The organism is Achromobacter sp. ACM01, assembly GCF_014851745.1.
Classification (GTDB): Bacteria; Pseudomonadota; Gammaproteobacteria; order Burkholderiales; family Burkholderiaceae_B; genus Achromobacter; species Achromobacter aegrifaciens.
The window spans coordinates 643,640-667,171 of record NZ_JACVAF010000003.1 but is presented as its reverse complement, the minus strand read 5'-3'; the positions used below and the strand labels follow the sequence as shown (position 1 = coordinate 667,171).

17 protein-coding genes are annotated in these 23,532 nt (G+C 67.0%); 7 read left to right on the top strand and 10 right to left on the bottom strand.

Annotation, left to right across the window (positions count from 1 at the left end):
• The 6 genes from IB268_RS17795 to IB268_RS17770 form a co-directional block, all read right to left on the bottom strand.
• On the bottom strand, positions 1 to 639 hold the full coding sequence (locus IB268_RS17795) for a GntR family transcriptional regulator (protein WP_054450430.1): 639 nt from the start codon (positions 637 to 639) through the stop codon (positions 1 to 3).
• 586 nt (positions 640 to 1,225) lie between these two features.
• On the bottom strand, positions 1,226 to 2,791 hold the full coding sequence (locus tag IB268_RS17790; protein WP_192354576.1) for an ABC transporter substrate-binding protein: 1,566 nt from the start codon (positions 2,789 to 2,791) through the stop codon (positions 1,226 to 1,228).
• Positions 2,792 to 2,827: 36 nt separating this feature from the next.
• Complete coding sequence (locus IB268_RS17785; protein ID WP_054451307.1) at positions 2,828 to 3,964, bottom strand: C45 family peptidase; 1,137 nt, start codon at positions 3,962 to 3,964, stop codon at positions 2,828 to 2,830.
• Between the two features lie 126 nt (positions 3,965 to 4,090).
• The gene (locus IB268_RS17780) at positions 4,091 to 4,855 is read right to left on the bottom strand and encodes a polysaccharide deacetylase family protein (RefSeq protein ID WP_125473042.1); all 765 of its coding nucleotides are present in this window, start codon (positions 4,853 to 4,855) and stop codon (positions 4,091 to 4,093) included.
• Positions 4,852 to 5,736, bottom strand: a complete 885-nt coding sequence (locus IB268_RS17775) for a polysaccharide deacetylase family protein (RefSeq protein ID WP_192329896.1) — start codon at positions 5,734 to 5,736, stop codon at positions 4,852 to 4,854. The genes IB268_RS17780 and IB268_RS17775 overlap by 4 nt, the downstream gene beginning before the upstream one ends.
• Complete coding sequence (locus tag IB268_RS17770) at positions 5,736 to 6,749, bottom strand: tripartite tricarboxylate transporter substrate binding protein (RefSeq protein WP_054450434.1); 1,014 nt, start codon at positions 6,747 to 6,749, stop codon at positions 5,736 to 5,738. Before IB268_RS17770 ends, IB268_RS17775 begins: the two co-directional genes overlap by 1 nt.
• 259 nt (positions 6,750 to 7,008) lie before the next feature.
• Between IB268_RS17770 and IB268_RS17765 the strand changes: the two genes are divergently transcribed.
• A complete protein-coding gene (locus tag IB268_RS17765) occupies positions 7,009 to 7,779 on the top strand; it encodes an IclR family transcriptional regulator (protein ID WP_082400661.1) in 771 nt (256 codons plus the stop codon).
• A gap of 67 nt (positions 7,780 to 7,846) precedes the next feature.
• Here the strand turns inward: IB268_RS17765 and IB268_RS17760 are convergent, their stop codons facing one another.
• From IB268_RS17760 to IB268_RS17750, 3 genes are read right to left on the bottom strand one after another with little or no spacing between them, the layout of a single operon-like run.
• Entirely contained in the window at positions 7,847 to 9,292 is a 1,446-nt protein-coding gene (locus IB268_RS17760) for an efflux transporter outer membrane subunit (RefSeq protein WP_192354727.1), read from the bottom strand.
• Between the two features lie 2 nt (positions 9,293 to 9,294).
• Positions 9,295 to 12,468: an efflux RND transporter permease subunit gene (locus tag IB268_RS17755; RefSeq protein WP_175159630.1), complete on the bottom strand. Its 3,174-nt coding sequence runs from the start codon at positions 12,466 to 12,468 to the stop codon at positions 9,295 to 9,297.
• Positions 12,465 to 13,559, bottom strand: a complete 1,095-nt coding sequence (locus IB268_RS17750; RefSeq protein WP_082400744.1) for an efflux RND transporter periplasmic adaptor subunit — start codon at positions 13,557 to 13,559, stop codon at positions 12,465 to 12,467. The genes IB268_RS17755 and IB268_RS17750 overlap by 4 nt, the downstream gene beginning before the upstream one ends.
• 232 nt (positions 13,560 to 13,791) lie before the next feature.
• Here IB268_RS17750 and IB268_RS17745 point away from each other — a divergent pair, with 232 nt between their 5' ends.
• Entirely contained in the window at positions 13,792 to 14,415 is a 624-nt protein-coding gene (locus IB268_RS17745; protein WP_119449046.1) for a TetR/AcrR family transcriptional regulator, read from the top strand.
• Positions 14,416 to 14,433: 18 nt separating this feature from the next.
• Here IB268_RS17745 and IB268_RS17740 read toward each other — a convergent pair whose 3' ends face one another.
• Positions 14,434 to 14,814: a VOC family protein gene (locus IB268_RS17740; RefSeq protein WP_054450441.1), complete on the bottom strand. Its 381-nt coding sequence runs from the start codon at positions 14,812 to 14,814 to the stop codon at positions 14,434 to 14,436.
• Positions 14,815 to 14,960: 146 nt separating this feature from the next.
• On the opposite strand from IB268_RS17740, the gene IB268_RS17735 reads away from it, so the two are divergent.
• From IB268_RS17735 to IB268_RS17715, 5 genes are all read left to right on the top strand, one after another.
• Positions 14,961 to 16,931, top strand: a complete 1,971-nt coding sequence (locus tag IB268_RS17735) for a choline BCCT transporter BetT (protein WP_054450443.1) — start codon at positions 14,961 to 14,963, stop codon at positions 16,929 to 16,931.
• A gap of 177 nt (positions 16,932 to 17,108) precedes the next feature.
• Entirely contained in the window at positions 17,109 to 18,236 is a 1,128-nt protein-coding gene (locus IB268_RS17730) for an efflux RND transporter periplasmic adaptor subunit (RefSeq protein WP_192352580.1), read from the top strand.
• A gap of 16 nt (positions 18,237 to 18,252) precedes the next feature.
• Positions 18,253 to 21,357, top strand: a complete 3,105-nt coding sequence (locus IB268_RS17725; protein ID WP_125473049.1) for a MexW/MexI family multidrug efflux RND transporter permease subunit — start codon at positions 18,253 to 18,255, stop codon at positions 21,355 to 21,357.
• 15 nt (positions 21,358 to 21,372) lie between these two features.
• Positions 21,373 to 22,818: an efflux transporter outer membrane subunit gene (locus tag IB268_RS17720; protein ID WP_119449048.1), complete on the top strand. Its 1,446-nt coding sequence runs from the start codon at positions 21,373 to 21,375 to the stop codon at positions 22,816 to 22,818.
• A gap of 53 nt (positions 22,819 to 22,871) precedes the next feature.
• On the top strand, positions 22,872 to 23,528 hold the full coding sequence (locus IB268_RS17715) for a metalloregulator ArsR/SmtB family transcription factor (protein ID WP_054450450.1): 657 nt from the start codon (positions 22,872 to 22,874) through the stop codon (positions 23,526 to 23,528).
• The last annotated feature ends 4 nt before the right edge of the window (positions 23,529 to 23,532 follow it).

Here is a 23,532-nt window from a genome sequence, read left to right as displayed (position 1 = left end):
TCACGCGCCATGGCTCAGATACCCCAGCGAATTCACGTAGCTGCGCCGCACGTTCTCCAGATGCGCCGCCATCGCCTGACGCGCCCGGGTCGATTCCCCCGACAGCAGCGCTTCCACAATCGCCAGATGTTCTTCCCGCGCCTGCACCTGCCGCTGCGGCAGCCGCTCCACATCGCACATCCGCACCTGCCGCCGCGTCGCCGTGATCATCGTCGCCAGATTCCGGTTGCCGCAATACGCCGCCACCAGATCGTGCAGCGCGTTGTCGACCTCCCAATCCGACTTCTCGTCCGGCGTCTTCGCATCCAGCAAAGCCTGCAGCCGCGCCCGCAGCCCTTCCAACGGCTCCGCCGGAATCCGCCCGGTCGCCATCGCCGCGGCTTCGCTCTCCAGCAGGCTGCGGATCTGTAGCAGCTCCAGCAGGTCCGTCACGCCAAACGAGCGCACCACGATGGACCCGTTGGACAGCCGCTCCAGCATCCCTTCACCCAACAACCGGTTCATGGCCGCGCGCAAAGGCGTGCGCGACACCTCCAGCTCATCCGCCAGTCGGCGTTCCTCCAACACTTCCCCCGCCGGAATCCGGCGCGAAACGATCTGGTCCAGCAGGGTTTGATAGGTGCGTTGCGTAGCGTTCATGTGTATTGCAGCGTAAGAAAAAGGCGCGGACGGCAGAGACTCCGAGTTGCCGTCCGGCGCAATGGACGAGAAGGTACCCCACTGGTATCCCAAAGAGATACCAGTAGTATCCCTAATAGGCCGGACTGATGCTGCCAGCCAATCTGAGAGGAGTGAGACGGGGAGAAGAAGAAAAAAGCGGAGGGAAAACTGCGGGGAGAGGAAACTGCGAGTAGAGAAAAAACAAGACCCACGCCAGCGCGCCAGCGCACACCGCCCCGACGCCCCACCACCACGTAAGCTGCTTGCGGCCGCCTGCGCGGCCGCAAGCGGCGGGCCCCGCAAACCTCGCCACTACCCACGGGTCTAACCGCGCAGCGAACCAAGAAACTCGTAGCCCGGCGGCGCGGGCCCTGAGGCTGCGAGCAACCTCGATGCGCCCGAGGGAATCGGAAGGAGCCGCCGCAGGCGGTGACGACGATGACGACGGGGCAGTCCGGAGCGAACGCTCCGGACCGCAATCGTGGGCGCGAGCAGCCTCAGGGCCCGCGCCGCCGGGCGACCTACGAAGACAACGAAGGCACCAACAAAGACAACAAAACCAACATCAAGGCGCCGAAACCCGCTCCACCTCCCAAGCCCGCGGCTTCTTGACCGCCCAAGGCTGATACCCCCTGATATCCGCCCGATAAGCCCCAATATCCAACCCGTTATACAAAGGAATACTAGGCACATCCGCCAGGAACAGCCTATGCAGCTGATCAAACGAAGCCTGCCGCTTCGCATGATCCGTATCCGACGACGCCGCCTCGATCAGCTTCAGCGCCTGCGGATTGTCCCAGACCTTGCGCGGCTGCTTCGCCTTGTCCCCCGTCACCATCTCGTAGTTCAGCGCCGCATCCAGCCGCGCCGAATAGGGGAACGTCATCATCTGGTAAGTGCCCGCGTTATAGCGGTCCAGCTGCGTCGCCCATTCCACCACCGACAACTGCGTCTTGATCCCCACCGCCTGCAGCATCGCCTGGATGATCACCGCCGAGTTGTACGACTGCGGATAGCGCTTGGTCGTCAGGATCGTCAGATCCTGCCCCTTGTAGCCCGCTTCGCCCAGCAGCTTCTGCGCCAGCGCCGGATCGTAGTTCCAGCCCTGCTTCTGCGCCGCGTCATAGTAGGGCGACACCAGCGGAACGATCGAATTGTTGGGCTGAGCCAGGCCTTCCGTCACCGCCGCCGCCAGTTGCTGGTAATCGATCGCGTGCGCCAGCGCCTGCCGCATTTTCGGATTGGCCAGCACCGGATCCTTGGTCTGCATCAGCAATGCCGTCATGCTCATCACCGGCGCATGCGCCACCTTGACGTTCGGCGTGCCTTGCAGCACCGGCACGTCGCTATTGGACACGTCCTCGATGATGTCGATGTTGCCGCGCTGCAGGGCCGCCTTGGCGGTGGAATCGTCCGGCACGATCAGGAAGCGCACCTCGTCCACCAGCGGCCGTTTCGATCCCGTATAACCGTCACGCTTGCCGTCCAGGTTCGAATAGCCCGCGAACTTCGTCAGCCGCACGTACTCGCCGCGCTTCCATTCCGCCAATTCGAACGGCCCGGTGCCGATGGGCTTGTCCCAGGAACCGTCCGCCCGCACCGAATCCTTGGACAGGATGCCAGTGCCGCCGCAGTCGGCGCGCGCCAGCGTCGCCAGGAACAGGCTGCTGGGCTTTTCGATGTGGTAGACCACGGTCTGCGCGTCCGGCGCTTCCACGCCCGTCACCTTGACCGTGCCGCGCCCGTCGAACTCGCTGGCGCAACGCCAGCCCGAATTGGCCGCGGTGTAATGCTGCCAGGTCCACAGCACGTCGGCCGACGTCATCGGCTTGCCGTTGTGGAACTTGATGCCTTCGCGCAGCTTGAAGGTATAGGTCTTGCCGTCCGCGCTGATATCCACCGACTTGGCCAGCAGCGGCCGCACCTCGGCGTCCTCTCCGTAGGCCACCAGGCCCTCGACGATGTGCAGCACCACCGCGTCGCTGTTGCTGTCGCGGTTCACGCCGGGTTCGGTGGAGCGGATATCGGCCGTGAACGAAATGCGCAGCGGCGGGGCGGATTGCGCCCAGGCCGCGCCGGCCATGGAGCCCAGCGCCAGCGCAACCGCGGCGCTCAACAAATGGTTTTTCATCGATACGTTTTCCTGGGGTTGCGCGGGCGCGCCGCTTCAGGCGGCAGCCAGCAGTTCGGGTTCGGCGGTCAGGCTGTAGCGGGTGAAACTGCGGTTCAGCGCCGGCAGCGGCGCCACTTCCATCAGGCCGGCCTCGGGCTCCATGATCACCATCGCCACCGTGGCCGACAGATTGTCGTGGCTGCCGGGGCGCGGCGGACGGCACACGGAATAGGGCGCGCCGAAGTCATCGAACAGCGCGCGCTTCAAGTCTTCGCGCGTCAGCTTGGATTCCTCGTTCAGCAGGCGGCGCACGCGCCAGTCGCGGTAAGCGCTTTCCGGCGTGCTGGCGCGGCCCGTGTCGCGCAGCTTGCTCAGGGCCACTTCGCTGACCCAGTGGTTGGCGTGGACGATGAGATCGTCGCTGCCCGGGTAGATGGGGAAGGCTTCATCGGTGGTGCATTCGTAGTCGACGCCGAAGCCCGCCGCCATGCCGATCATGATGTTGTTCGAGCAGGACTTGGGCGTGGTCGCCACCGCCTTGATCGCCAGCGCGAAGTGTTCCTGTTCCAGCACCTTGCGGCGGATCAACGAAAGCGGCACGCCCAGCTGGCGGAAGTCGCGGTCGGACTCCAGGTAGTTGGCGGTGATCGAGACGCCGGCGCTGTTCAGGCCGCTGCGCGCCAGTCCGCCCGCTTCGACGAAGGTCAGCATGTCGGGGCCGTTGTCGTTGCGCACGCGCAGCACGATGGCGGTCTCGGCGCATTCCGCGCGCCAGTCCCAGTTCTGGCCATGGATCAGGCGGCCGTTGGCCGAGCGGGTCGGCAGGATCAGCGCGCCGGTGCAGCCGTCGCCCGGCTCCAGCTCGGCGGCCTTCTTCTTCTCGGCGCGGGCCTTGGCGATGACTTCGGTGCGCGCGTTCACCATCACGATGTCTTCGAAAGGCACGTCGGCGCCCGCGGCGATGCCGCGCATTTCTTCCAGGTAGTGCGGCGCGAAGTTCTCGATCTCGCGGGCGAAGCCATTGATCAGCTGGGTGCGCGCCATGGCGTCATAGCCCAGGTCGACCAGGGTCTGGCCGTACATCTTGGCGCTCTTGCGCACGCGGTCGGCGGCTTGCTGGCCATACGAGCGGCCGCGGGCCTCGGGCGCGCCCGAAACCGATACGAAGGGAAATTGGGTGATCTGGGTCATGGACTTGGGCGGCGCGCCGCGCCGCAATCTGGGGGTGGGAATTGGATGGCGAAAAAATGTTAGCTTATTTTGGCGCCAATATTGCTCAGGGTTTACCAGTGCAAGCACGCCATGGGCGTCTTGCGTTCAGCGCGTATGGGGGGAGGCGGCCAGCTCGGAGCAGGTCTTGAAGCTGGCGCCTGCGGCGCGGAAGCGCTCCAGCAATTGCTCGACTTTCACCAACCTGGCCGCGCGGCCGACGCCGTTGTCGGCGCGCGGATGCAGGGTCAGGCAGGCATAACCATCGGTCGCCAGCAGCGCATCGCCTTGCTCCACCCAGTGCGCATAGGCACGGTCCTGCGTCACGCGGCGGCTGAAATGGGTGGCGTCGCACAGGCCTTCGCTCCAGGGCAGCTCCACCATGCCGGGGCCGCCGTCCGCGTCCAGCGCGTAGGGGGCGTCGTCGTCGATGGCGCTGCTGTCGTAGCGATAGCCGAGCTGGTGCAGCAGCGGCACGGTATTGGCGGTAAACGCGCTGGCATAGCGAAAGCCTTGCGGGGCGGAGCCGGTCAGTTCGGCCAGCCGGTCGCGGGCCCGTTCCAGCACTTCGCCTTCGCGCTCGCCCAGCGCGGGCAGGTCTTCGTAGGCATTGCCGTGCGAGGCGGCCTCGTGGCCGTCGCGCAGGCTCTGCTCCAGCAGGCCGCGGCAGCGTTCGGCTTCGAATACCGGCCAGAACAGCGTGGCGCGGATGTCCTGGCGGCGCAGCATGTCCAGCACGCGCGCCAGCCCGCCGCCGTAGGTGTAGCGGCCATGCGCGTCGCGCCCGTGCAGCGAGGTTTCGGGCTGGGTCGCGGCTTCGGGGCCGATGCCCTGCACATTGATGGTGACCAGTACGGTTTTGTCGGCGCTCATGCGCTTCTCCAGGCGTCGGGGCGGGCCAGGCAGTGCCGCGCCAGCGCTTCCAGCGTCATGACATGCACATCGGGTTGTGCGGCCAGATAGGCCAGGAAGCGGTCCAGCGCCGCGGCGCGGGCCGGCGTGCCGGAGCCGCCGGCGGCCTTGGGGTGTACGGTCAGGTGCACATAGCCTTCGGCTGCGCGCAGCGCCTCGAATTCCTGCACCCAGTTGTCACAGGCTTCCGCGGCGAGGCTGTGTCCCGAGAAGTAGAACGGATAGTCGTCCAGCGAGACCGTGTTGTTCGGCAGCATGATGAAGTCCGTCGTGTCCGCCGGCAGGTAGGGACGGTCCTGGTCCTTTTCGCTGGCGTCGTAGCAGTAACCCAGCCGCCGCAGCGCGGGCAGGGTGCGATGGCTCTTGCGGCCCGAGGGCGAGCACCAGCCCGCGGGCGTTACGCCCAGCTCGCGCTGGATGATGCGGTGGGTCTTTTCCAGCAGCGCGGGCTCGTCATCGCCCAGGTCCCAGGCTTCATGCAGATAGCCGTGGGCGGCGATCTCGTGGCCCGCGTCCAGGATGTCGTGGAAGGTCGCCGGATAGTGCTCGACGTCATAGCCGCAGGCAAAGAACGTGGCCGGCATGCCGTGGCGCGCCAGGATCTCCAGATGCCGCGCCACGCCGCGGCGGATGGCATAGCGGCCCGCGGTGTGGGGACCGGCCGGGAACTGCTTGCGGCCGACCTCGACGGCGGGGCCGTCGACGTGGACGGTGACGCAGACCACCGCGCGCACCGGCGCGGCGCCCGCGGCGCGCAGGCCCTGCGCGCGCAGCTCGCGGTCCAGCGCCAGCCAGGGATTGGAGTGGGCGTCCACGGGGACGCCATAGGGTATGCGTTGCATCAGGTGGCCTTGATGTTGGCGCTCTTGATCAGCGTGCGCCACTTTTCGCTTTCGGTGGCGACGAAACGGCTCAGTTCTTGCGGGGTGCTGCCGTGCAGCTCCAGCCCGTTCTGCGTCAATTGCTCCAGGGCGGGCTGCTTGAGCGCGCTTTGCACGGCGCCATTGAGCGTCTGGATGATGGCGGCGGACGTGCCCGCGGGCGCGAACACGCCGTTCCAGCCTATGGCCTGATAGCCGGGAAAGCCCGATTCCGCCACGGTCGGCACGTCGGGCAGCGCCTGCGCGCGCTGCGCCGAGGTCACGGCCAGCGGGCGCGACTTGCCGCCGCGGATAAATTGCTGCTGGTTGATCACCACATCCATCAGGATCGGGAACTGTCCGCCCAGGAAGTCGTTGACCGCGGCTGCCGCGCCCTTGTACGGCACGCCGGGCAGGTCCAGGCCGGCCGTGGCCTTGAGCAGTTCCATGGCCAGGTGCGCAGAGCTGCCGTTCTGCGTGATGCCATAGAAGTACTTGCCCGGATTGGCCTTGATGATGGCGACCAGCTCCTGCAGCGTGCGCGCCGGAAACGACGGATGCACCACCAGCACGTTGTTGTAGTAGCAGACCATGGACACCGGTTCGAAGTCCTTGACCGGGTCATAGCCGATGTTCTCGTACAGGCTCTGGTTCACCGTGTGCGTACCGGTGGAGCCCAGCGCGATGGTGTAGCCGTCCGGCGCCGAACGCGCGGCCTGCTGGGTACCGATGTTGCCTGCGGCGCCACCCTTGTTGATGACGACCACGCTTTGTTTGAGCGCTTCGCCGATGCCCTGGGCCAGCGGACGCGCCACCAGGTCGGTGCCGCCGCCAGCGGGGAAGGGCACGATGAACTGGATGGCGCGTTCGGCCGGATAACCGGCCGCCCAGGCGCGGCCGGGCCGCGCCAGCGCCGCGCTGGCCAAGGTGGCGGCCGAAGCCCCCAGGAAATGCCGGCGGCTGATGCCGCCCTTGGTGCCGCAAGACTGCTTCATGGATTTTCCCCTGATGTTTTCCGCAGGTGCAGTGGCGTGTTGGACGTCAATCTGCCCATTGCTTGAATATCATTATTCGATAAAAAATTATCTAATCCAATTAGTTTTTATCTATAAATGATAAAAAATAGAAAAACGATAGTTTGCGTCTGGAGGGGAGTCAGGATCTGGTAGTCAGCGCCTATGGCCCAGGCGCGCCGCGGGCATCCCTGTGATACGCTGCGCCCGATCCCGCGTTGTTCCCCGTCCCACGACCGCCATGTCCACCCTGAAGCGAGCCCTAGCGATACTTGACCTCTTCAGCCTGGAAACCCCGGTGCTGTCGGCGGAAGAGATCATTTCGCGCCTGTCGTATTCGGCGCCCACGGGCTACCGCTACATCCGCGACCTGACGGACCTGGGCTATCTGCTGCGCGTGACCGGCGAAGGCTACAAGCTGGGGCCGCGCATCATCGAACTGGACCACCTCATCATCGACGGCGATCCGGTGCTGGGCGTGGCGCGTCCGATCATGCGCGAGGTGGTGGATCAGGTGGGCGGCGACGTATTGCTCAGCGTGATCCACGGCCTGCGCATCCTCAACATCCACCACGAGCGCGGACCCGACGAACTGGGCATTCCGCACGGCCGCGGCCGCGCCCATCCGCTGTTCCGCGGCGCCACGGCCAAGACCATCGTGGCTTTCCTGCCGCGCAAGGATCAGCGCCGCCTGTACGAGGCCCATGCGGACGAGATCCGCGACCTGGGCCTGGGGGCGACGCAGGCCGAATTCACCGGCAAGCTGGACCGGATCCGGGTGCAGGGTTTTTATCTGGGAGTGGGCGAGATCTCGCCAGAACGGGCGGGCATCGCGGTGCCGGTGTTCCAGGAAGACCGGCGCGTGTTCGGCGCGCTGACCGTCACCTTTCTTGCGGCTCGGCTCAACACTATCGCGCAGGACAAGACCACGGCCTTGCTGCAGTCGGCCGCCCGCCGCATCGAATCGCTGGCGCTGGCCACGCGCATGAAGGAACAAGCCCCCGCGCCGTGAGCGCGAGGGTTTGCTTGCCGATCCGCCGCGGCCATGGCCGCGTGTCGCCGGATGTGGCCGGATGCGCCTATTGCTGCGCGGCGCGGGCCGGCGACCCCATGGCCTGGAACAGCGCCGCCGTTTCGGTCAGGCGCGCATTGGCGTATTCGATCTCGCGCAGGCGGGCCGCCACGTAGTACTGCTCGGCGGCGTACTCGGTATATGGCGCCAGCGCGCCCAGCCGCACGCGGCTGGCGGTGTTGCGGTAGGACTGCTCCGCGGCGCGGCGCGACGCTTCGGCGGAGGCCAGCGCCTGCCCGTCGGCGTCCAGCCGCGACAGCGTGTCGGCCACGTCGCGGAAGGCGGTCAGCACGGTCTGCTTGTATTGCAGCAACGCGGCTTCGTAGCGTTCCTTGGCCGCGCTGCGCTCGGCCAGTAGCGCCCCGCCATGGAAGATAGGCTGCGTGAGCGAAGCGCCGATGGCCCAGACGGCGCCGGCGCCCGACATCGCAGCGGGCCAATTGAAGCCGCTCTTGCCCATGGACGCGGACAAGGACAGGCTGGGGAACAGCTGCGCGGTGGCCAAGCCCACGTCGGCCGCCGCGGCCTGCACCACCGCATCGGCGAACAGGATGTCCGGGCGCGCGGCCAGCAGTTCGGACGGCACCACCACCGGCACTTGTTGCGGCACGGCCAGCATGCTGAAGGCGAGATCGGGCGGAGCCTGGTCCGGATTGCGGCCCAGCAGCACCGCCAGCGCATGGCGCGTCGCATGCCAGCGCGCGCGCAGGCCGGGTAGCGACGCTTCCAGCGTGGCGGCGTCCTGGTCCGCGTCCAGCGCGTCGTTCTGCGAGGCCGAGCCCAGTTCGTAGCGGCGCTGCGTGTCGCGCGCGACCTGCCGCGCCAGCACCACCTGCTTCTCCGTCAACGCCACGCGTTCGGCCAGCGCCGCAGCAGTGATGGCGCCTGTGACGATGTTGCTGGCGAGCGAACGGCGGGCCGACTCCAGCTGAAAGGCCTGCTGCTCGACCTGGGCCGCGAGCGAGGCGTTGGCAAAACGCGCCGCGCCGAACAGGTCCAGGTCGTACTTGGCGTGGACCTGGCCGGTGAAGACGTTGTATTGCGCCGTCGGTTCGGGCAGGTTCGGCATGGTCAGCGCGCGCCGGCGGGAGGCATCGGCGCCCGCGTCCACCGAAGGCAGTAACGATGAATTCACCTGGCCGCGCAGCTGTTCGCGCGCGCCGGCCAGGTTGCGTTCGGCGGCGGCAAGGTCCGGGCTGTTGGCGAGACCTTCGGCCACCAGCGCGTTCAGCGCCTCCGATTCATAGCGCTTCCACCATTCGGGCACGGGCCGCGCGCCTTGCTCGAAGCGCTGCGCAACGCCCTGGGCGGCGGCGCTCGCGGGGGGCGTGGCTTCGACGCCGTACTGCGTCGGTTGCGCGACTGCGGGCGGCTTGCTGCTGGGCGCGAAGGCGCAGGCGCCCAGCGCCAGCATCAAGGGCAGGGCGGCCACGCGCAAGGAAAGTTGGGTCATCGTCATGCTCCCCGTTCCACCGTGTCGCCGGCGTTGGCGCCCGGCGGCACGCCTTCGGGTTCGTCGCGCTCGTCGTGGCGGACGCGGAACCACGCGGCATACAGGGCCGGCAGGAAGAACAGCGTCAGCACGGTGGCGATGGTGATGCCGCCCATCAGGGCGGTGGCCATGGGGCCGAAGAAGTTGCTGCGCAACAGCGGAATCAGCGCCAGCACGGCGGCCGCGGCCGTCAGCGTGATCGGGCGGAAACGCCGCACCGTGGCGCCGACGATGGCGTCCACGCGCTTGTGGCCGGCGCCGATGTCCTGTTCGATCTGATCCACCAGGATGACCGAATTGCGCATGATGATGCCGAACATGGCGATCACGCCCAGCATGGCCACGAAGCCGAAGGGCTTGCCGAACAGCAGCAACGCCGCGACCACGCCTATCAGCCCCAGCGGCGCGGTCAGCACCACCATCAGCACGCGGGCGAAGCTTTGCAGCTGCAGCATCAGCAGGGTCAGCACGGCCACCGCCATCAGCGGCATCTGGGCATTGATCGAGGACTGGCCTTTTGCGCTTTCCTCCACCGGGCCGCCCACCTCGATGCGGTAGCCGACGGGCAACCCGGCGCGCAGGGTGTTGAGCTTGGCATCGATGGCGCGGGTGACGTCTATGCCTTGCGCGCCCGCCGCGACGTCCGCCTGCACCGTGATGGTGGGCTGGCGGTCGCGTTCCCAGATGACGCCATACTCCAGGTCATAGCGCACGTGGCCCAGGCTGCCCAGCGGCACCGCGCCGTTGGGCGTGGGCATGGCCAGGGTGGCCAGGCGCGCGGGATCGATCCGCTCCTCTTGCGGCGCGCGCAGGCTCACGGTGATCAGCTTGTCGCGTTCGCGGTATTGCGTGACCGCGTAGCCCGACAGGGTCATGGCCAGGAAGTCCGAGATATCGCTGGAACTGACGCCCAGCTCGCGCGCCTTTTGCTGGTCGATCTCGAAGCGCACCGAACGTTCGGACGGTTCGTCCCAGTCGAACTGCACATTGGTCGAGCGCGGATCGGCGCGGACCTCGGCGGCCACTTGCTCGGCCACGGCGCGCACGTCGGCGATCCTGTCGCCGCTCACGCGGAACTGCACCTGGAAGCCCACGGGCGGGCCGTTCTCCAGGCGCGACAGGCGGCTGCGTATGGCCGGGAACTGCTCGCGCAGCACCGGCTGCAACCATTGCGCGAGCTTCTCGCGGTCCTCCACCGAATGCGTGGTGATGACCAGCTGGGCAAAGTTCGGGGTGGCGAGCTGCTGGTCCAGCGGCAGGTAGAAGCGCGGTGCGCCGGTGCCAACGAAGCTGACCGAGTGATCGATTTCCGGACGGCCCTCCAGCGCCTTTTCCAGCCGCTCGACCTGGCGCAGCGTAGCCGCGAACGAGGCGCCTTCCTGCAGGCGCACGTCCACCAGCAGTTCGCTGCGGTCGGAACTGGGGAAGAACTGTTGTGGCACGAAGCGGAAGCAGGCCATGGACACGACGAAGATCAGCGCCGTGGCGCCCAGCACCAGGTAGCGGCGGTCCACGCACCAGCCCACCCAGCCGCGCAGGCGCTGATAAAAGCGGGTGTTGTAGATGTCGTGTTCGTGGTCGTCGGGCAGATGGGCTTCGCGCTTGCGTTCCGGCAGCATGCGGTAGCCCAGCAAAGGGATCAGCACCACGGCGGCGAACCACGAGGTGATCAGCGCGATGGCGGACACCTGGAAGATGGAACGGGTGTATTCGCCCGTGCTGGACTTGGCCAGCGCGATCGGCAGGAAGCCCGCCACCGTGACCAGCGTGCCGGTCAGCATGGGAAAGGCAGTGCTGGTGTAGGCGAATGCGGCGGCGCGCGCGCGGCTCCAGCCCTGTTCAAGCTTTACCGCCATCATCTCGACCGCGATGATGGCGTCGTCCACCAGCAGGCCCAGCGCCAGCACCAGCGTGCCCAGCGATACCTTGTGCAGGCCGATGCCGAACATGTCCATGAACAGCGCCGTGACCGCCAGCACCACCGGGATCGAGATGACCACCACCATGCCGGTGCGCAGGCCCAGGGACACCAGGCTCACCGCCAGCACGATGGCCACGGCTTCGGCCACGGAGCGCAGGAAGTCGTCGACCGAATGCGATACCGCCTTGGGCATGCTGGAGACTTCCTTCAGCGTCAGCCCGGCGGGCAACTGGGCCTGGAGTTCCTCGAACTTGGCGCTCAAAGCCTTGCCCAGATGGACCACGTCGCGCCCCGGCTGCATGGTGATGCCTATGCCCAGTACGGCGTTGCCGCCCAGCCGCATCTGCTCGATGGCCGGATCCTGGTAGCCGCGGCGGATGGTGGCGATGTCGCCCAGCCGGATCGATTTGCCGTTGACCCGGATCAGCGTGTCGGCCAGGACGCGGCTGTTGGCGTACTGGCCGCTGGGCCGCACGAAGATGCGGTCGTCGGCGGTGGTCAGCGTGCCCGCGCTCGTCACGGCGTTCTGGCTGTTGATGGCCTGGGCGATCTGCTGCGGCGACACGCCCAGCCGCGTGAGCTGGGTGTTGGAGATCTCGACGTAGATGTGCTCAGGCTGATCGCCGAAGTAGTCCACCTTGGCCACGCCCGGCACGCGCAGCAGCACGGTGCGCAGCCGGTCGGCGTAGTCATGCAGCTGCGCGGGCGAAAAGCCGTCGCCCTGCAGCGTGTAGATGTTGGTATAGACGTCGCCGAATTCGTCGTTGAAGAAGGGGCCTTGCACGCCCGGTGGCAGCGTGGCTGCGATGTCGCCGACCTTCTTGCGCACCTGGTACCACTGTTCGGCCACGGTGCTGGCGGGCGCGGAGTCCTTCATGGTGTAGAAGATCAGCGATTCGCCCGGCCGCGAGTAGCTGCGCATGAAGTCCGTGTTGGGGGCTTCCTGCAGCTTCTTGGCGATGCGGTCGGTGACCTGCTCCTGCACCTGCTGCGCAGTGGCGCCGGGCCATAGCGTCTTGATGACCATGACGCGGAAGGTGAAAGGCGGATCTTCCGATTGCGCCAGCTTCGAGTACGACAGGACGCCGAACAGCGTGATCAGCGTGATGATGAAGATGACCAGCGGCTGGTGCCGCAGCGCCCATGCCGACAGGTTGAACCGGCCTTCCTCGTGGCGATGCGCCTGCACGGAAGCGTCATGCTGCGGGCCGCTCATGAGGCGAAATCCTCGGGATGCAGCGGCGGCACGGCGCGGACTTTCTCGCCGGCGGCCACCGCATGCACGCCTTGCCAGACCACGCGTTCGCCCGCCTGCAGGCCCTTGGACAGGGTGACGGTGCGGGCGTCGTAGCGCAGCACCTCGACGCGGCGCAGCTCCAGCGTGTCGGCGTCCGGCTTGACGATCCACACGGCGGGCGCGGGGCCGTCATGGAACAGCGCGGTGGCCGGCACGGTGTAGGTCGTCAGGTTTTCGCCAGAGCGGTTGTCGAAGCTGATATTGGCCGTCATGCCCAGGCGCACGTCCGGGGTCGGGGATTCCAGCGTGAGCTTGGCGCGATAGGTGCGGCTTTGCGGATCCGCGGCCGGCGCGATCTCGCGCAGCACCGCGGAGAACGTCTGGCCGGGCAGCGGGCCGAGCGTGACGCTGGCGCGTTGGCCGATGGCCAGGCCCGCCAGCACGCTTTCCGGCACGTCGCAGATGGCGTCGATGTCGCCGGACCAGGCCAGGCTGTAGACCGGTTCGCCGGCGGCCACGTTCTGTCCGGTGTCCGCCTGCTCCGCGGTGATGACGCCAGCATGGTCGGCCTGCAACGTGGTGTATTTGAGCTGGTCGGCCGCCAACGCCGCCTGCTGTTGAGCTTGGTCGCGTTGCGCCAATGCCGCGGCGTAGGCGTTGCGGGTCTGTTCCAGCTGGGTCGCGGCGATCAGGTTTTCGCGGGCTTGGGCGCGGTCGCGGTCCAGCTGCTGGCGCGCGTAGTCCAGCTGGTGCTGGGCCGCCGACAGCTGCGCGCGGGCGCTGGCCGCGTTCTTGGCGGCGTCGGCCGGATCCAGTTTGGCGACGATCTGCCCGGGGGTGACGGCATCGCCCAGCCGGACCTGGCGCTCGATGATCTTGCCATTGACCCGGAACGACAGCGGGGTGCTGTAGCGCGCCTGCACTTCGCCAGGCAGCGTCCAGGCCGGCAGGCGTTCATCGGCCTGGGCGGGCATGGCGACCACAGGGCGCGGCGCGGGCGGCGGCGCTTCATTGCGGCCGCAGGCAGCGAGCAGCAGAGCGAGTGACGCGGCGGCAGGCAGCGACCACAGGCGCGGCCAATGGCGGGAGCGGTTGGAGGGTGAAAGCGGCGCCGCAGAGGCGGCCGCGGCGGCGCGCGCGGCAAAGCGCGCGGCAGGGCCAGGGCAAGTCACGGAACACCTCGCGGCGCGGAGATTCGGGAATAAGGGCCGGTTTCGACCCGATACGGCCTGGATTCTAATACAGGTATGAATTCGAATTCAATATTGAATCTGAAATGCTCCCCAGTGCTAAACTCCCGCCATGTCAAAAGTCCGCCTTACGCGAGAGCAAAGCCGTGACCAGACGCGCCAGCGTCTGCTCGACGCTGCGCAATCGATCTTTCTTGCCAAGGGATTCGTGGCTGCCAGCGTGGAGGACATCGCCGAGCAGGCGGGGTACACGCGCGGGGCCTTTTATTCCAACTTCACCAGCAAGTCTGAACTGTTCCTGCAACTGCTCAGGCGCGATCACGAGAGCGTGATGAGCGACATGCGCGCCATCTTCGAGGACGGCGAATCGCGTCCGCAGATGGAAGCCCGCGTGCTGGAGTACTACTCCACGCATTACCGCGAGAACGACTGTTTCCTGCTGTGGATGGAAGGCAAGTTGCAGGCGGCGCGCGATCCGGATTTCCGGGCTGGCTTCGTGGCTTGCATGCGGGAATTGCGCGAAGCCACCACGGAATACATCCGCCAGTTTTCCGCGCGGGTCGGCACGCCGCTACGCATGCCGCCGGAACAGATGGCACTGGGCCTGCTGGCCCTGTCGGACGGCATGCAGTTCAGCTATGCCTTCGACCCGCAGGCCGTCACGCCGGAAATGACCGAGGCCGTGCTGGCCGGTTTCTTCCGCAGCGTGGTCTTCGGCGAACCGAAGACCGACTAAGGCGGCCGGTTCCCGGCCTCAGGCCAGCAATTCCGAGATTTCGATGAGATTCAGGTCCGGGTCGCGCAGGTAGACCGAGCGGATCTTGCCGGTGGCGCCAGTGCGCGGCACGGGGCCTTCGATGATCCGGGCGCCTTCGCGGTTCAGATGCGCGATCACGTCTTCCAGCGGGCGATCGGCGATGAAGCACAGGTCCAGCGCGCCCGGTACGGGCAGGTGGGCCTTGGGTTCGAACTCATGGCCGCGCACGTGCAGGTTGATCTTCTGGTTGCCGAAGCGCAGCGCCTGGCGGCCTTCGCCAAAGGTTTCCAGGCGCATGCCCAGGATCCGGGTATAGAAGTCCACCGTGGCGTCGGGGTCGGTACAGGTCAGGACCAGATGGTCCAGGTGATCGATCATGGGATATCTCTCCTCTGGCCGGCCCGGCTTGCGGTTTCAGATTGTCAGACGGCCTTAGGCCGTGATAGTAATACTTGCGGCGCGCGGCCGGACTGAGGGGGGACGCGCGCTGGAATTTCCAACCCTCGGGCGAAAGGAGCGGCAGCATGACTTCAGAAACCCGACCATCCACCATCAATCGCCCAGTGTTCTTTCCGGCGGCCGTGTTCACGCTGCTGCTGGTGGGGTTCGCGATCCTGGCGCCCAAGGTCGCGCAAAGCCTGTTCGAGTCCGTGCAGGGCTGGATATTGGGCAACGCCAGCTGGTTCTATATCCTGGTCGTGGCCATCATCCTGATCGCGGTGGTATTCCTGGCGGTCAGCCGGTATGGCGACATCAAGCTGGGACCCGACCACAGTGAACCCGATTACCGCAACTTCACCTGGTTCGCGATGCTGTTCTCCGCGGGCATGGGGATCGGCCTGATGTTCTTCGGCGTGGCCGAGCCCGTGATGCACTTCATCGCGCCGCCCGTGGGCGAGGGGGGCACCGCCCTTGCGGCCCGTGAAGCCATGAAGATCACCTTCTTCCACTGGGGCCTGCATGCCTGGGCCATCTACGCGGTGGTGGCGCTGATCCTGGCATTCTTCAGCTATCGGCACGGGCTGCCGCTGACCCTGCGTTCGGCGCTGTATCCGCTGATCGGCAACCGCATCCACGGGCCCATCGGGCATGCCGTCGACATCTTTGCCATCATCGGCACGGTGCTGGGCGTGGCGACTTCGCTGGGCCTGGGCGTGGCGCAGATCAACAGCGGCCTGAACCATCTGTTCGGCATTCCGGTGGGCGTGACCACGCAGATCATCCTGGTCATCGTCACCTGCGGCCTGGCGACCTTATCGGTGGCCAGCGGCCTGGACAAGGGGATCCGCATCCTGTCCGAGACCAATCTGGTGCTGGCGGCGGTGCTGCTGCTGTTCGTGCTGGTGGTCGGCCCGACGGTGTTCCTGTTTCAGACCTTTGTTCAGAACACCGGCGCCTACCTGTCTGACATCGTCAACAAGACCTTCAACCTGTATGCCTACGAACCCACCGACTGGATCGGCGGCTGGACGCTGTTCTACTGGGGCTGGTGGATTGCGTGGTCGCCCTTTGTGGGCCTGTTCATCGCGCGCATCTCGCGCGGCCGCACCATCCGCGAATTCGTCACCGGCGTGCTGCTGGTGCCGGCCGGCTTCACGCTGTTCTGGATGACGGTGTTCGGCGATACCGCCATCCACATGATCCTGGTCGACAAGGTGCAGGGCCTGGCGGAAGTGGTGCAGGCCGATTCTTCCTTGGCGCTGTTCGCCTTCCTGGAACAATTGCCCTGGAGCGGGGTGCTGTCCGTCGTCGCGATCGCGATGGTGGCGGTGTTCTTCGTGACCTCGGCCGACTCGGGCGCGCTGGTGGTCGACCTGCTGGCCTCCGGCGGTTCGGACCGCACGCCCGTGTGGCAACGCATCTTCTGGTCGGTGCTGATGGGGGCGGTGGCGATCGCGCTGCTGCTGGCCGATGGCCTCACGGCCCTGCAAACCGCGACCATCGCCAGCGCGCTGCCTTTCTCCATCATTCTGCTGCTGTCGCTGTGGGGCCTGTTCAAGGCGCTCAAGCTGGACGCGACCAAGCGCGGCATCCGCTACCAGTCGCTGACCTTGTCACGCCCCGCGCGCGGCGGACAGTCATGGGAGCGGCGCCTGCGCAACATGGTCATGATGCCGCGCCGCGCCCATGTGCAGCGCTTCATCAGCGACGTGGTGCGGCCCGCCATGGAAGACGTGGCGGACGAACTGCGCAAGCAGGGCTACCAAGTGGAAGTGCGCGAACACGGCAACGACGAGGGCGTGATCATGGAAGTCTCCCATGGCGAGCACCTGGACTTTTCCTACGCGGTGCAGCCCGAGGCTTTCGTGCGTCCCAGCCTCACGCCCGAGGAAGCGGCCGACGAGGACGAGCGCAAGTACTTCCGCGCCGAGGTCCACCTGCGCGAAGGCGGGCAGGATTACGACATCATGGGCTGGAGCCGCGACGCCGTCATCGGCGACATTCTGGACCAGTACGAACGGCATCGCCACTATCTGCACATGGTGCGGACCTAGCCGCGTTGCGCTCCACGAAACCGCCAGCCTGCTGGCGGTTTTTTTTTGCCCACACGGCCCGCAGGGGCTTGCGCGCCATAGTCCGCCGCTATGCAGGGGATTGGATTAACCCTTTTGACGAAATGCCCGATATCGTGGATTATCCAAGAACATTCTTTGATAAATAGCGAGTCAATCATGAAGGCGAAATCAGGAGCGTGGGCGGCCGGGGTCGTGGCGCTGGCGCTGGCGGGCGGCGGACTGTACTGGAAGTACGGCGGCGCGCAGCAAAAGGGCGGCTGGGCCATGGCGCCGGCCAAGGTCGCGGTGGCCGCCGCGCGGCAGGCGGACTTCCCTGTCACGCTGAGCGGCATCGGCTCGCTGGAGGCGGCGCGCCAGGTGCAGGTGGCGGCCGAAGTGGACGGCCGGGTCGACCGTATCCTGTTCGCCTCGGGCGCGCAGGTCCAGGCCGGCCAGTTGCTGGTGCAATTGAACGACGCGCCCGAGCAGGGCGAACTGGCCCGGCTGCAGGCCCAGGCGCGCAATGCGCGCGCCTTGCTGGACCGCACCCGCCGCCTGCTGCCGCAACAGGCCGCCACGCGCGAACAACTGGACCAGGCGCAGGCCGACTACGACCAGGCCGCGGGCGACATCAAGCGGGTGCAGGCGCTGATCGAGCAAAAGCGCGTCAAGGCGCCGTTTGACGGCGTGCTGGGCGTGCGCCGCGTGAACCTGGGGCAATTCGCCCGCGCCGGCGATCCGCTGGTATCGCTGACCGACGCTTCCGCCATGTACGCCAACATCACCCTGCCCGAGCAGGCCATGGGCGCGTTGCGCGCGGGCCAGCCGGTGGCGGTGACCGTGGACGCCCATGCGGGACGCGTCTTCGAAGGTCAGATCACCACCGTGGAGCCGCAAGTGGACGCAGGGTCGCGCACCGTGCGCGTGCAGGCGACCCTGCCTAACGCCGACGGCGCGCTCGCGGCCGGCATGTATGCCCAGGGCCAGATCGGCCTGCCCGCGCGTCCCGGCGTGATCACCGTGCCGGAAACCGCGGTCAGTTACAGCGCCTATGGCGATTCCGTCTACGTGCTGAACCCGCCCAAGGCGGGCGAGGCGTCCGCCGGCCCGACGGTCCGCCAGGCCTATGTGAAGACGGCCGAGCGCGTGCGCGGCCGCGTGGTCGTGACCGAAGGCTTGCAGGCGGGCGACCAGGTCGTGACCTCAGGCCAGCTGCGCCTGCACAACGGCGCGGCGGTCGAGGTTGGCGCCGAGGACACCGTGGCGTTGGACGCCGCGCAGCAGACCGTGGCGCAAGTCCGGTAAGGGCGCGGAGCAGAACATGAAATTCACCGATCTCTTCGTGCGCCGGCCAGTGCTGGCGCTGGTGGTCAGCACGCTGATCCTGCTGCTGGGCATCAAGGCCCTGAGCGGCCTGCCGGTGCGGCAGTATCCGCTGACCGAAAGTACCACCATCACCATCACCACCCAGTATCCGGGCGCTTCGCCCGACCTCATGCAAGGCTTCGTCACCCAGCCCATCGCGCAGTCCGTGGCCACGGTGGAAGGCATCGACTACCTGTCGTCTTCCTCCACGCAAGGCCGTAGCGTGATCACGGTGCGGATGAAGCTGAACGCCGACTCCAACAAGGCCATGACGGAGGTGATGGCCAAGGTCAACGAGGTCAAGTACCGCCTGCCGCAGGACGTCTACGACCCCGTGCTGGTCAAGTCCGCCGGCGAGGCGACCGCCGTGGCCTATGTCGGCTTTTCCAGCAGCACCTTGTCGCTGGCGTCCCTGACGGATTATCTGTCGCGCGTGGTGCAGCCGCAGCTCTCGTCCATCGACGGCGTGGCCAGCGTGGAACTCTACGGCGGGCAAAAACTGGCCATGAGGGTGTGGCTGGACCCGAACCGGATGGCGGCGCGCGGCATTTCCGCGGGCGAACTGGCCGACGCGCTGCGCGACAACAACGTGCAGGCGGCGCCGGGGCAGGCCAAGGGCCTGTACGTGGTGTCCAACATCCAGGTCAACACGGACCTGGTCAACGTCGCGGAATTCCGCGACATGGTGGTCAAGCGCGAGGGCGACGCGATCGTGCGCCTGGGCGACGTGGCCACGGTGGAACTGGGCGCGGCATCCACCGATTCCAGCGGCCTGATGGACGGCGAGCCGGCGGTGTACTTCGGCCTTAACGCCACGCCGGTGGGCAATCCGCTGGTGATCGTCAAACGCCTGAACGAGTTGCTGCCCAACATCAAGCAGAACCTGCCGCCCGGCACCAGCGTACAGGTGCCGTTCGAGCTGGCCCGCTTCATCAGCGCTTCCATCGATGGCGTGGTGCATACGCTGATCGAGGCCATCGCCATCGTGGTGGTGGTGATCTTCCTGTGCCTGGGTTCCTTGCGCGCCGTGCTGATTCCGGTGCTGACCATTCCCCTGTCCATGCTGGGCGGGGCTGCCATCATGGCGCTGTTCGGCTTCAGCGTGAACCTGCTGACCTTGCTGGCCATGGTGCTGGCTATCGGCCTGGTGGTGGACGACGCCATCGTGGTCGTGGAAAACGTGCACCGCCACATCGAAGAGGGCAAGTCGCCGGTGCGCGCGGCCCTCATCGGCGCGCGCGAAGTGGCGGGGCCTGTGATCGCGATGACCATCACGCTGGCCGCGGTCTACGCGCCGATCGGCCTGATGGGCGGGCTTACTGGTTCGCTCTTCAAGGAGTTCGCCTTCACCCTGGCCGGGTCCGTGGTCGTGTCGGGCGTCATTGCGCTGACCTTGTCGCCCGTGATGAGCTCGTTCCTGCTCAACAGCCGGGTCTCCGAGGGCTGGATGGCGCGCCGCGCCGAGCATTTCTTCGGACGCCTGGGCGATGCCTATGGCCGCGTGCTGGACGTCTCGCTGCATCACCGATGGGTGACCGGGCTGATTGCCGTGGCGGTACTGGCGAGCCTGCCGTTCCTCTACAACGCCGCGCAGCGCGAGCTGGCGCCGGTCGAAGACCAGTCGACAGTGCTGACCGCGATCAAGTCGCCGCAGCACGCCAATATCGACTACGTGGAGAAATTCGGCCGCAAGTGGGACGACGTCATGAAGACCCTGCCGGAACAGCAGGGGCGCTGGCTGATCAACGGTTCCGACGGCGTCTCCAACAGCATCGGCGGCGTGGACTTCGTGCCTTGGGAAAAGCGCGAGCGTTCGGCCGACCAGATCCAGGCCGACATGCAGGCCATGGTGAACCAGGTCGAGGGCAGCAATATCTTCGCCTTCCAGCTGCCGTCCCTGCCGGGCTCCACCGGCGGGCTGCCGGTACAGATGGTCATCATGAGCGCGTCCGACTATCCGGTGGTCTATGAGGCCATGGAGGGCCTGAAGAAGGCGGCGCGTGAAAGCGGCTTGTTCATGGTGGTCGACAGCGACCTGGACTACAACAATCCGGTGGTGCAACTGAAGGTGGACCGCGCCAAGGCCAACAGCCTGGGTGTCACCATGAAGGCCATCGGCGACACGCTGGCCGTGCTGGTGGGCGAGAACTACGTGAACCGCTTCGGCATGGACGGCCGTTCCTACGACGTTATTCCGCAGAGCCTGCGCGAACAGCGTATTTCGCCGGAGTCGCTGGCGCGCTACTACGTCAAGAGCGCCAGCGGCGCGCAGGTGCCGCTGTCCAACCTTGTGACCGTGTCCATGGGGGTGGAGCCCAACAAGCTGACGCAGTTCAACCAGCTCAACGCGGCCACCTTCCAGGCCATTCCGATGCCGGGTGTGACCATGGGCGATGCGGTGCAGTTCCTGACCCGGCAAGCCCAGTTCCTGCCTGCGGGCTTCAGCTACGACTGGCAGTCGGACGCGCGCCAGTACAGCCAGGAAGGCTCGGCGCTGATGATCACCTTCATCTTCGCCATCATCGTGATCTACCTGGTGCTGGCGGCGCAATACGAGAGCCTGCGCGACCCCTTCATCATCCTGGTGAGCGTGCCCATGTCGATCTGCGGCGCGCTGATACCGCTGGCGCTGGGCATGGCTACCGTCAACATCTATACCCAGATCGGGCTGGTGACGCTGATCGGCCTGATCAGCAAGCACGGCATCCTGATGGTGGAGTTCGCCAATGAAATGCAGGTCAGCCACGGGCTGGACCGGCGCACCGCGATGGAGCAGGCCGCCCGCATCCGGCTGCGTCCCATCCTGATGACGACCGCCGCCATGGTCATGGGCCTGATCCCGTTGCTGTTCGCCAGCGGCGCGGGCGCGCACAGCCGCTACAGCCTGGGCCTGGTCATCGTGGTGGGCCTGCTGGTGGGCACGCTGTTTACGTTGTTCGTGCTGCCCACCGTCTACACCGTATTCGCCCGCGACCACCGCGCAGCGCACGACACGCCGCGCGCCCGGGAACTGGCGCTGGCCCAGGCCGAGGACGCCGCGGCGCCCGGCGCCTCCGCCTAGCCGAAGGAAACCATCATGAAGCACTCACAACTTTCCATACGCATGCGCCGCGGCGCGGCCGTGCTGCTGGCCGCGCTGGCCACGGCCGGCTGCGCCGTCGGACCCGACTACCAGAAACCCCAGGCTGCTCCGGTGGCGTTGGCCAGCCCTGAACAGGCCCTGTTCTCAACCGATCAATTGCAGCGCGACTGGTGGAAGCAATTGCAGGACCCCCAGCTGGACCGGCTGATCGATCTGGCGCTGTCGCGCAATCTGGATATCCGCATGGCGCAGGCGCGCCTGGCCGAGTCGCGCGCGGTGCTGGACGAGAAGGAACTGGACCAGTTGCCGGCGGTCACGCTGGGCGGCGGCTATGAACGCAGTCTGTCGCAGGCCAATGCCGGCGTCGCGGGCCAGCGCAATCTGGCCGAGAGCTACCGGGCGGGCTTTGACGCCACCTGGGAGCTGGACCTGTTCGGCCGGCTGCGCCGGGCGGCCGAGGGCGCGGCCGCGCGCAGCGAGGCGCAGGCCGCGGACCTGGCCCAGACCCGCATCGTCGTGGCCGCCGAAGTGGCGCGCAATTACTTCGAGCTGCGCGGCGCGGAACAGCGCCTGGCCGTGGCGCGCGCCAACCTGGAAAGCCAGCGCGACAGCCTGCGCGTGATCCAGGCCATGGTGTCGGCCGGCCGCGGCGACGAAGGCGACCTGGCCAGCGCCCGCGCCGAACTGGAGACCGTGCAGGCCAGCGTGCCGTTGCAGATCGCGGCCCGACGGCTGGCGCAGTACCGGATCGCGGTGTTGGCGGGCCTGCGGCCGGTGGAGCTGGGCGAGCTCGATGCGGGCAAGGCGCTGGCGCCCCTGGATACCCGCCTGCCGATCGGAGACGTGAGCGCCTTGCTGTCGCGCCGCCCGGACGTGCTGGCGGCCGAACGCGGCATGGCTGCGGCCAACGCCGATGTGGGCGTGGCGACTGCGGAGCTCTATCCGCGCATCGACCTGGGCGGGTTCCTGGGTTTCGTCGCCCTGCGCGGCGCGGATTTCGGCTCATCGGCCAGCCGCGCGTTCAGCGTGGCGGCCACGGCCAACTGGCCTGCCTTCCATCTGCCCACGGCGCTGGCGCGCAAGCGTGGCGCGGTGGCGCGCGCGGACGGCGCCGTCGCCAGCTACGAGCTGACCGTGCTGCGCGCGGTCGAGGAACTGGAATCGGCGCTGACGGAGTACGGCCAGACCCAGCAGCGCCTGGGCAGCCTGGCGCAGGCGGCCGCGCATAGCGGCAGGGCGGCGGAACTGGCGCAGCTGCGCTACCGCGAGGGCAGTACGCCGTATTTGACGGTGCTGGACGCGCAGCGTACGCTTTTGCGCGCCCAGGACGCCGTGGCCGTGGCCGAAACCGAGTCCTACACCCGTCTGATCGCGCTGTACAAAGCCTTGGGGGGCGGATGGGAGGCGCCCTCGATGGATCCGCCGGCCGCTTCGGGCTGACCGGCAGGCCAGGTTCATGGCACCATAGGCAAACAACCGGAGTATGCACATCCATGTCTGACAGTCCGTCCCATCCCGTGGTCTGGGAGCATCAGCCCGCCGATCGCGTGCTCATGACCCTGAAGACGCGGGGCCCGCAATCCGTCGCCGTCATTGCCAAGGCCCTGGACGTGACGGCCGAGGCCGTGCGTCAGCAGATGACGCGCCTGCATGCGGAAGGACTGGTGGATTCCGAAAGCCACAGCGCGGGCCGGGGCCGGCCCACGCAGATCTGGTTCCTGACCGATGCCGGAAACGGGCGCTTCCCGGACACGCATGCCGAAATGACGGTGCAGATGCTGGGCGCGGTGCGCCAGGTGTTTGGCGAAGAGGGCATCGAAAAGCTGATCCAGGCGCGCGAAGCCGCCATGCTCAGCAGCTACCGCCAGGCCATGCAGGGCGCCCGCAGCCTGAAGGAAAGGCTGGAGCGGCTGGTGGAAGTCCGCTCTGCCGAAGGCTACATGGCCGAGCTGCGCAAGGATGGCGCGGACTTCCTGTTCATCGAGAACCACTGCCCGATCTGCTCCGCGGCCAAAGCCTGTATGGGCTTTTGCCGCAGCGAGCTGGAGCTCTTCCACAAGGTGCTAGGAGCAGAAGTCCGGGTGCGCCGCGAAGAACACATCCTCGCGGGCGCCCGCCGCTGCGCCTACCGCATCGACAAGGCTGGCTGACCAG

Coding starts and splice junctions, on each gene's coding strand:
- IB268_RS17730 (WP_192352580.1), top strand. CDS start 17,109: ATGAAGGCGAAATCAGGAGCGTGGGCGGCCGGGGTCGTGGCGCTGGCG.
- IB268_RS17780 (WP_125473042.1), bottom strand. CDS start 4,855: ATGAGCGCCGACAAAACCGTACTGGTCACCATCAATGTGCAGGGCATC.
- IB268_RS17745 (WP_119449046.1), top strand. CDS start 13,792: ATGTCAAAAGTCCGCCTTACGCGAGAGCAAAGCCGTGACCAGACGCGC.
- IB268_RS17795 (WP_054450430.1), bottom strand. CDS start 639: ATGAACGCTACGCAACGCACCTATCAAACCCTGCTGGACCAGATCGTT.
- IB268_RS17740 (WP_054450441.1), bottom strand. CDS start 14,814: ATGATCGATCACCTGGACCATCTGGTCCTGACCTGTACCGACCCCGAC.
- IB268_RS17775 (WP_192329896.1), bottom strand. CDS start 5,736: ATGCAACGCATACCCTATGGCGTCCCCGTGGACGCCCACTCCAATCCC.
- IB268_RS17715 (WP_054450450.1), top strand. CDS start 22,872: ATGTCTGACAGTCCGTCCCATCCCGTGGTCTGGGAGCATCAGCCCGCC.
- IB268_RS17770 (WP_054450434.1), bottom strand. CDS start 6,749: ATGAAGCAGTCTTGCGGCACCAAGGGCGGCATCAGCCGCCGGCATTTC.
- IB268_RS17760 (WP_192354727.1), bottom strand. CDS start 9,292: ATGACCCAACTTTCCTTGCGCGTGGCCGCCCTGCCCTTGATGCTGGCG.
- IB268_RS17765 (WP_082400661.1), top strand. CDS start 7,009: ATGTCCACCCTGAAGCGAGCCCTAGCGATACTTGACCTCTTCAGCCTG.
- IB268_RS17720 (WP_119449048.1), top strand. CDS start 21,373: ATGAAGCACTCACAACTTTCCATACGCATGCGCCGCGGCGCGGCCGTG.
- IB268_RS17735 (WP_054450443.1), top strand. CDS start 14,961: ATGACTTCAGAAACCCGACCATCCACCATCAATCGCCCAGTGTTCTTT.
- IB268_RS17785 (WP_054451307.1), bottom strand. CDS start 3,964: ATGACCCAGATCACCCAATTTCCCTTCGTATCGGTTTCGGGCGCGCCC.
- IB268_RS17790 (WP_192354576.1), bottom strand. CDS start 2,791: ATGAAAAACCATTTGTTGAGCGCCGCGGTTGCGCTGGCGCTGGGCTCC.
- IB268_RS17755 (WP_175159630.1), bottom strand. CDS start 12,468: ATGAGCGGCCCGCAGCATGACGCTTCCGTGCAGGCGCATCGCCACGAG.
- IB268_RS17725 (WP_125473049.1), top strand. CDS start 18,253: ATGAAATTCACCGATCTCTTCGTGCGCCGGCCAGTGCTGGCGCTGGTG.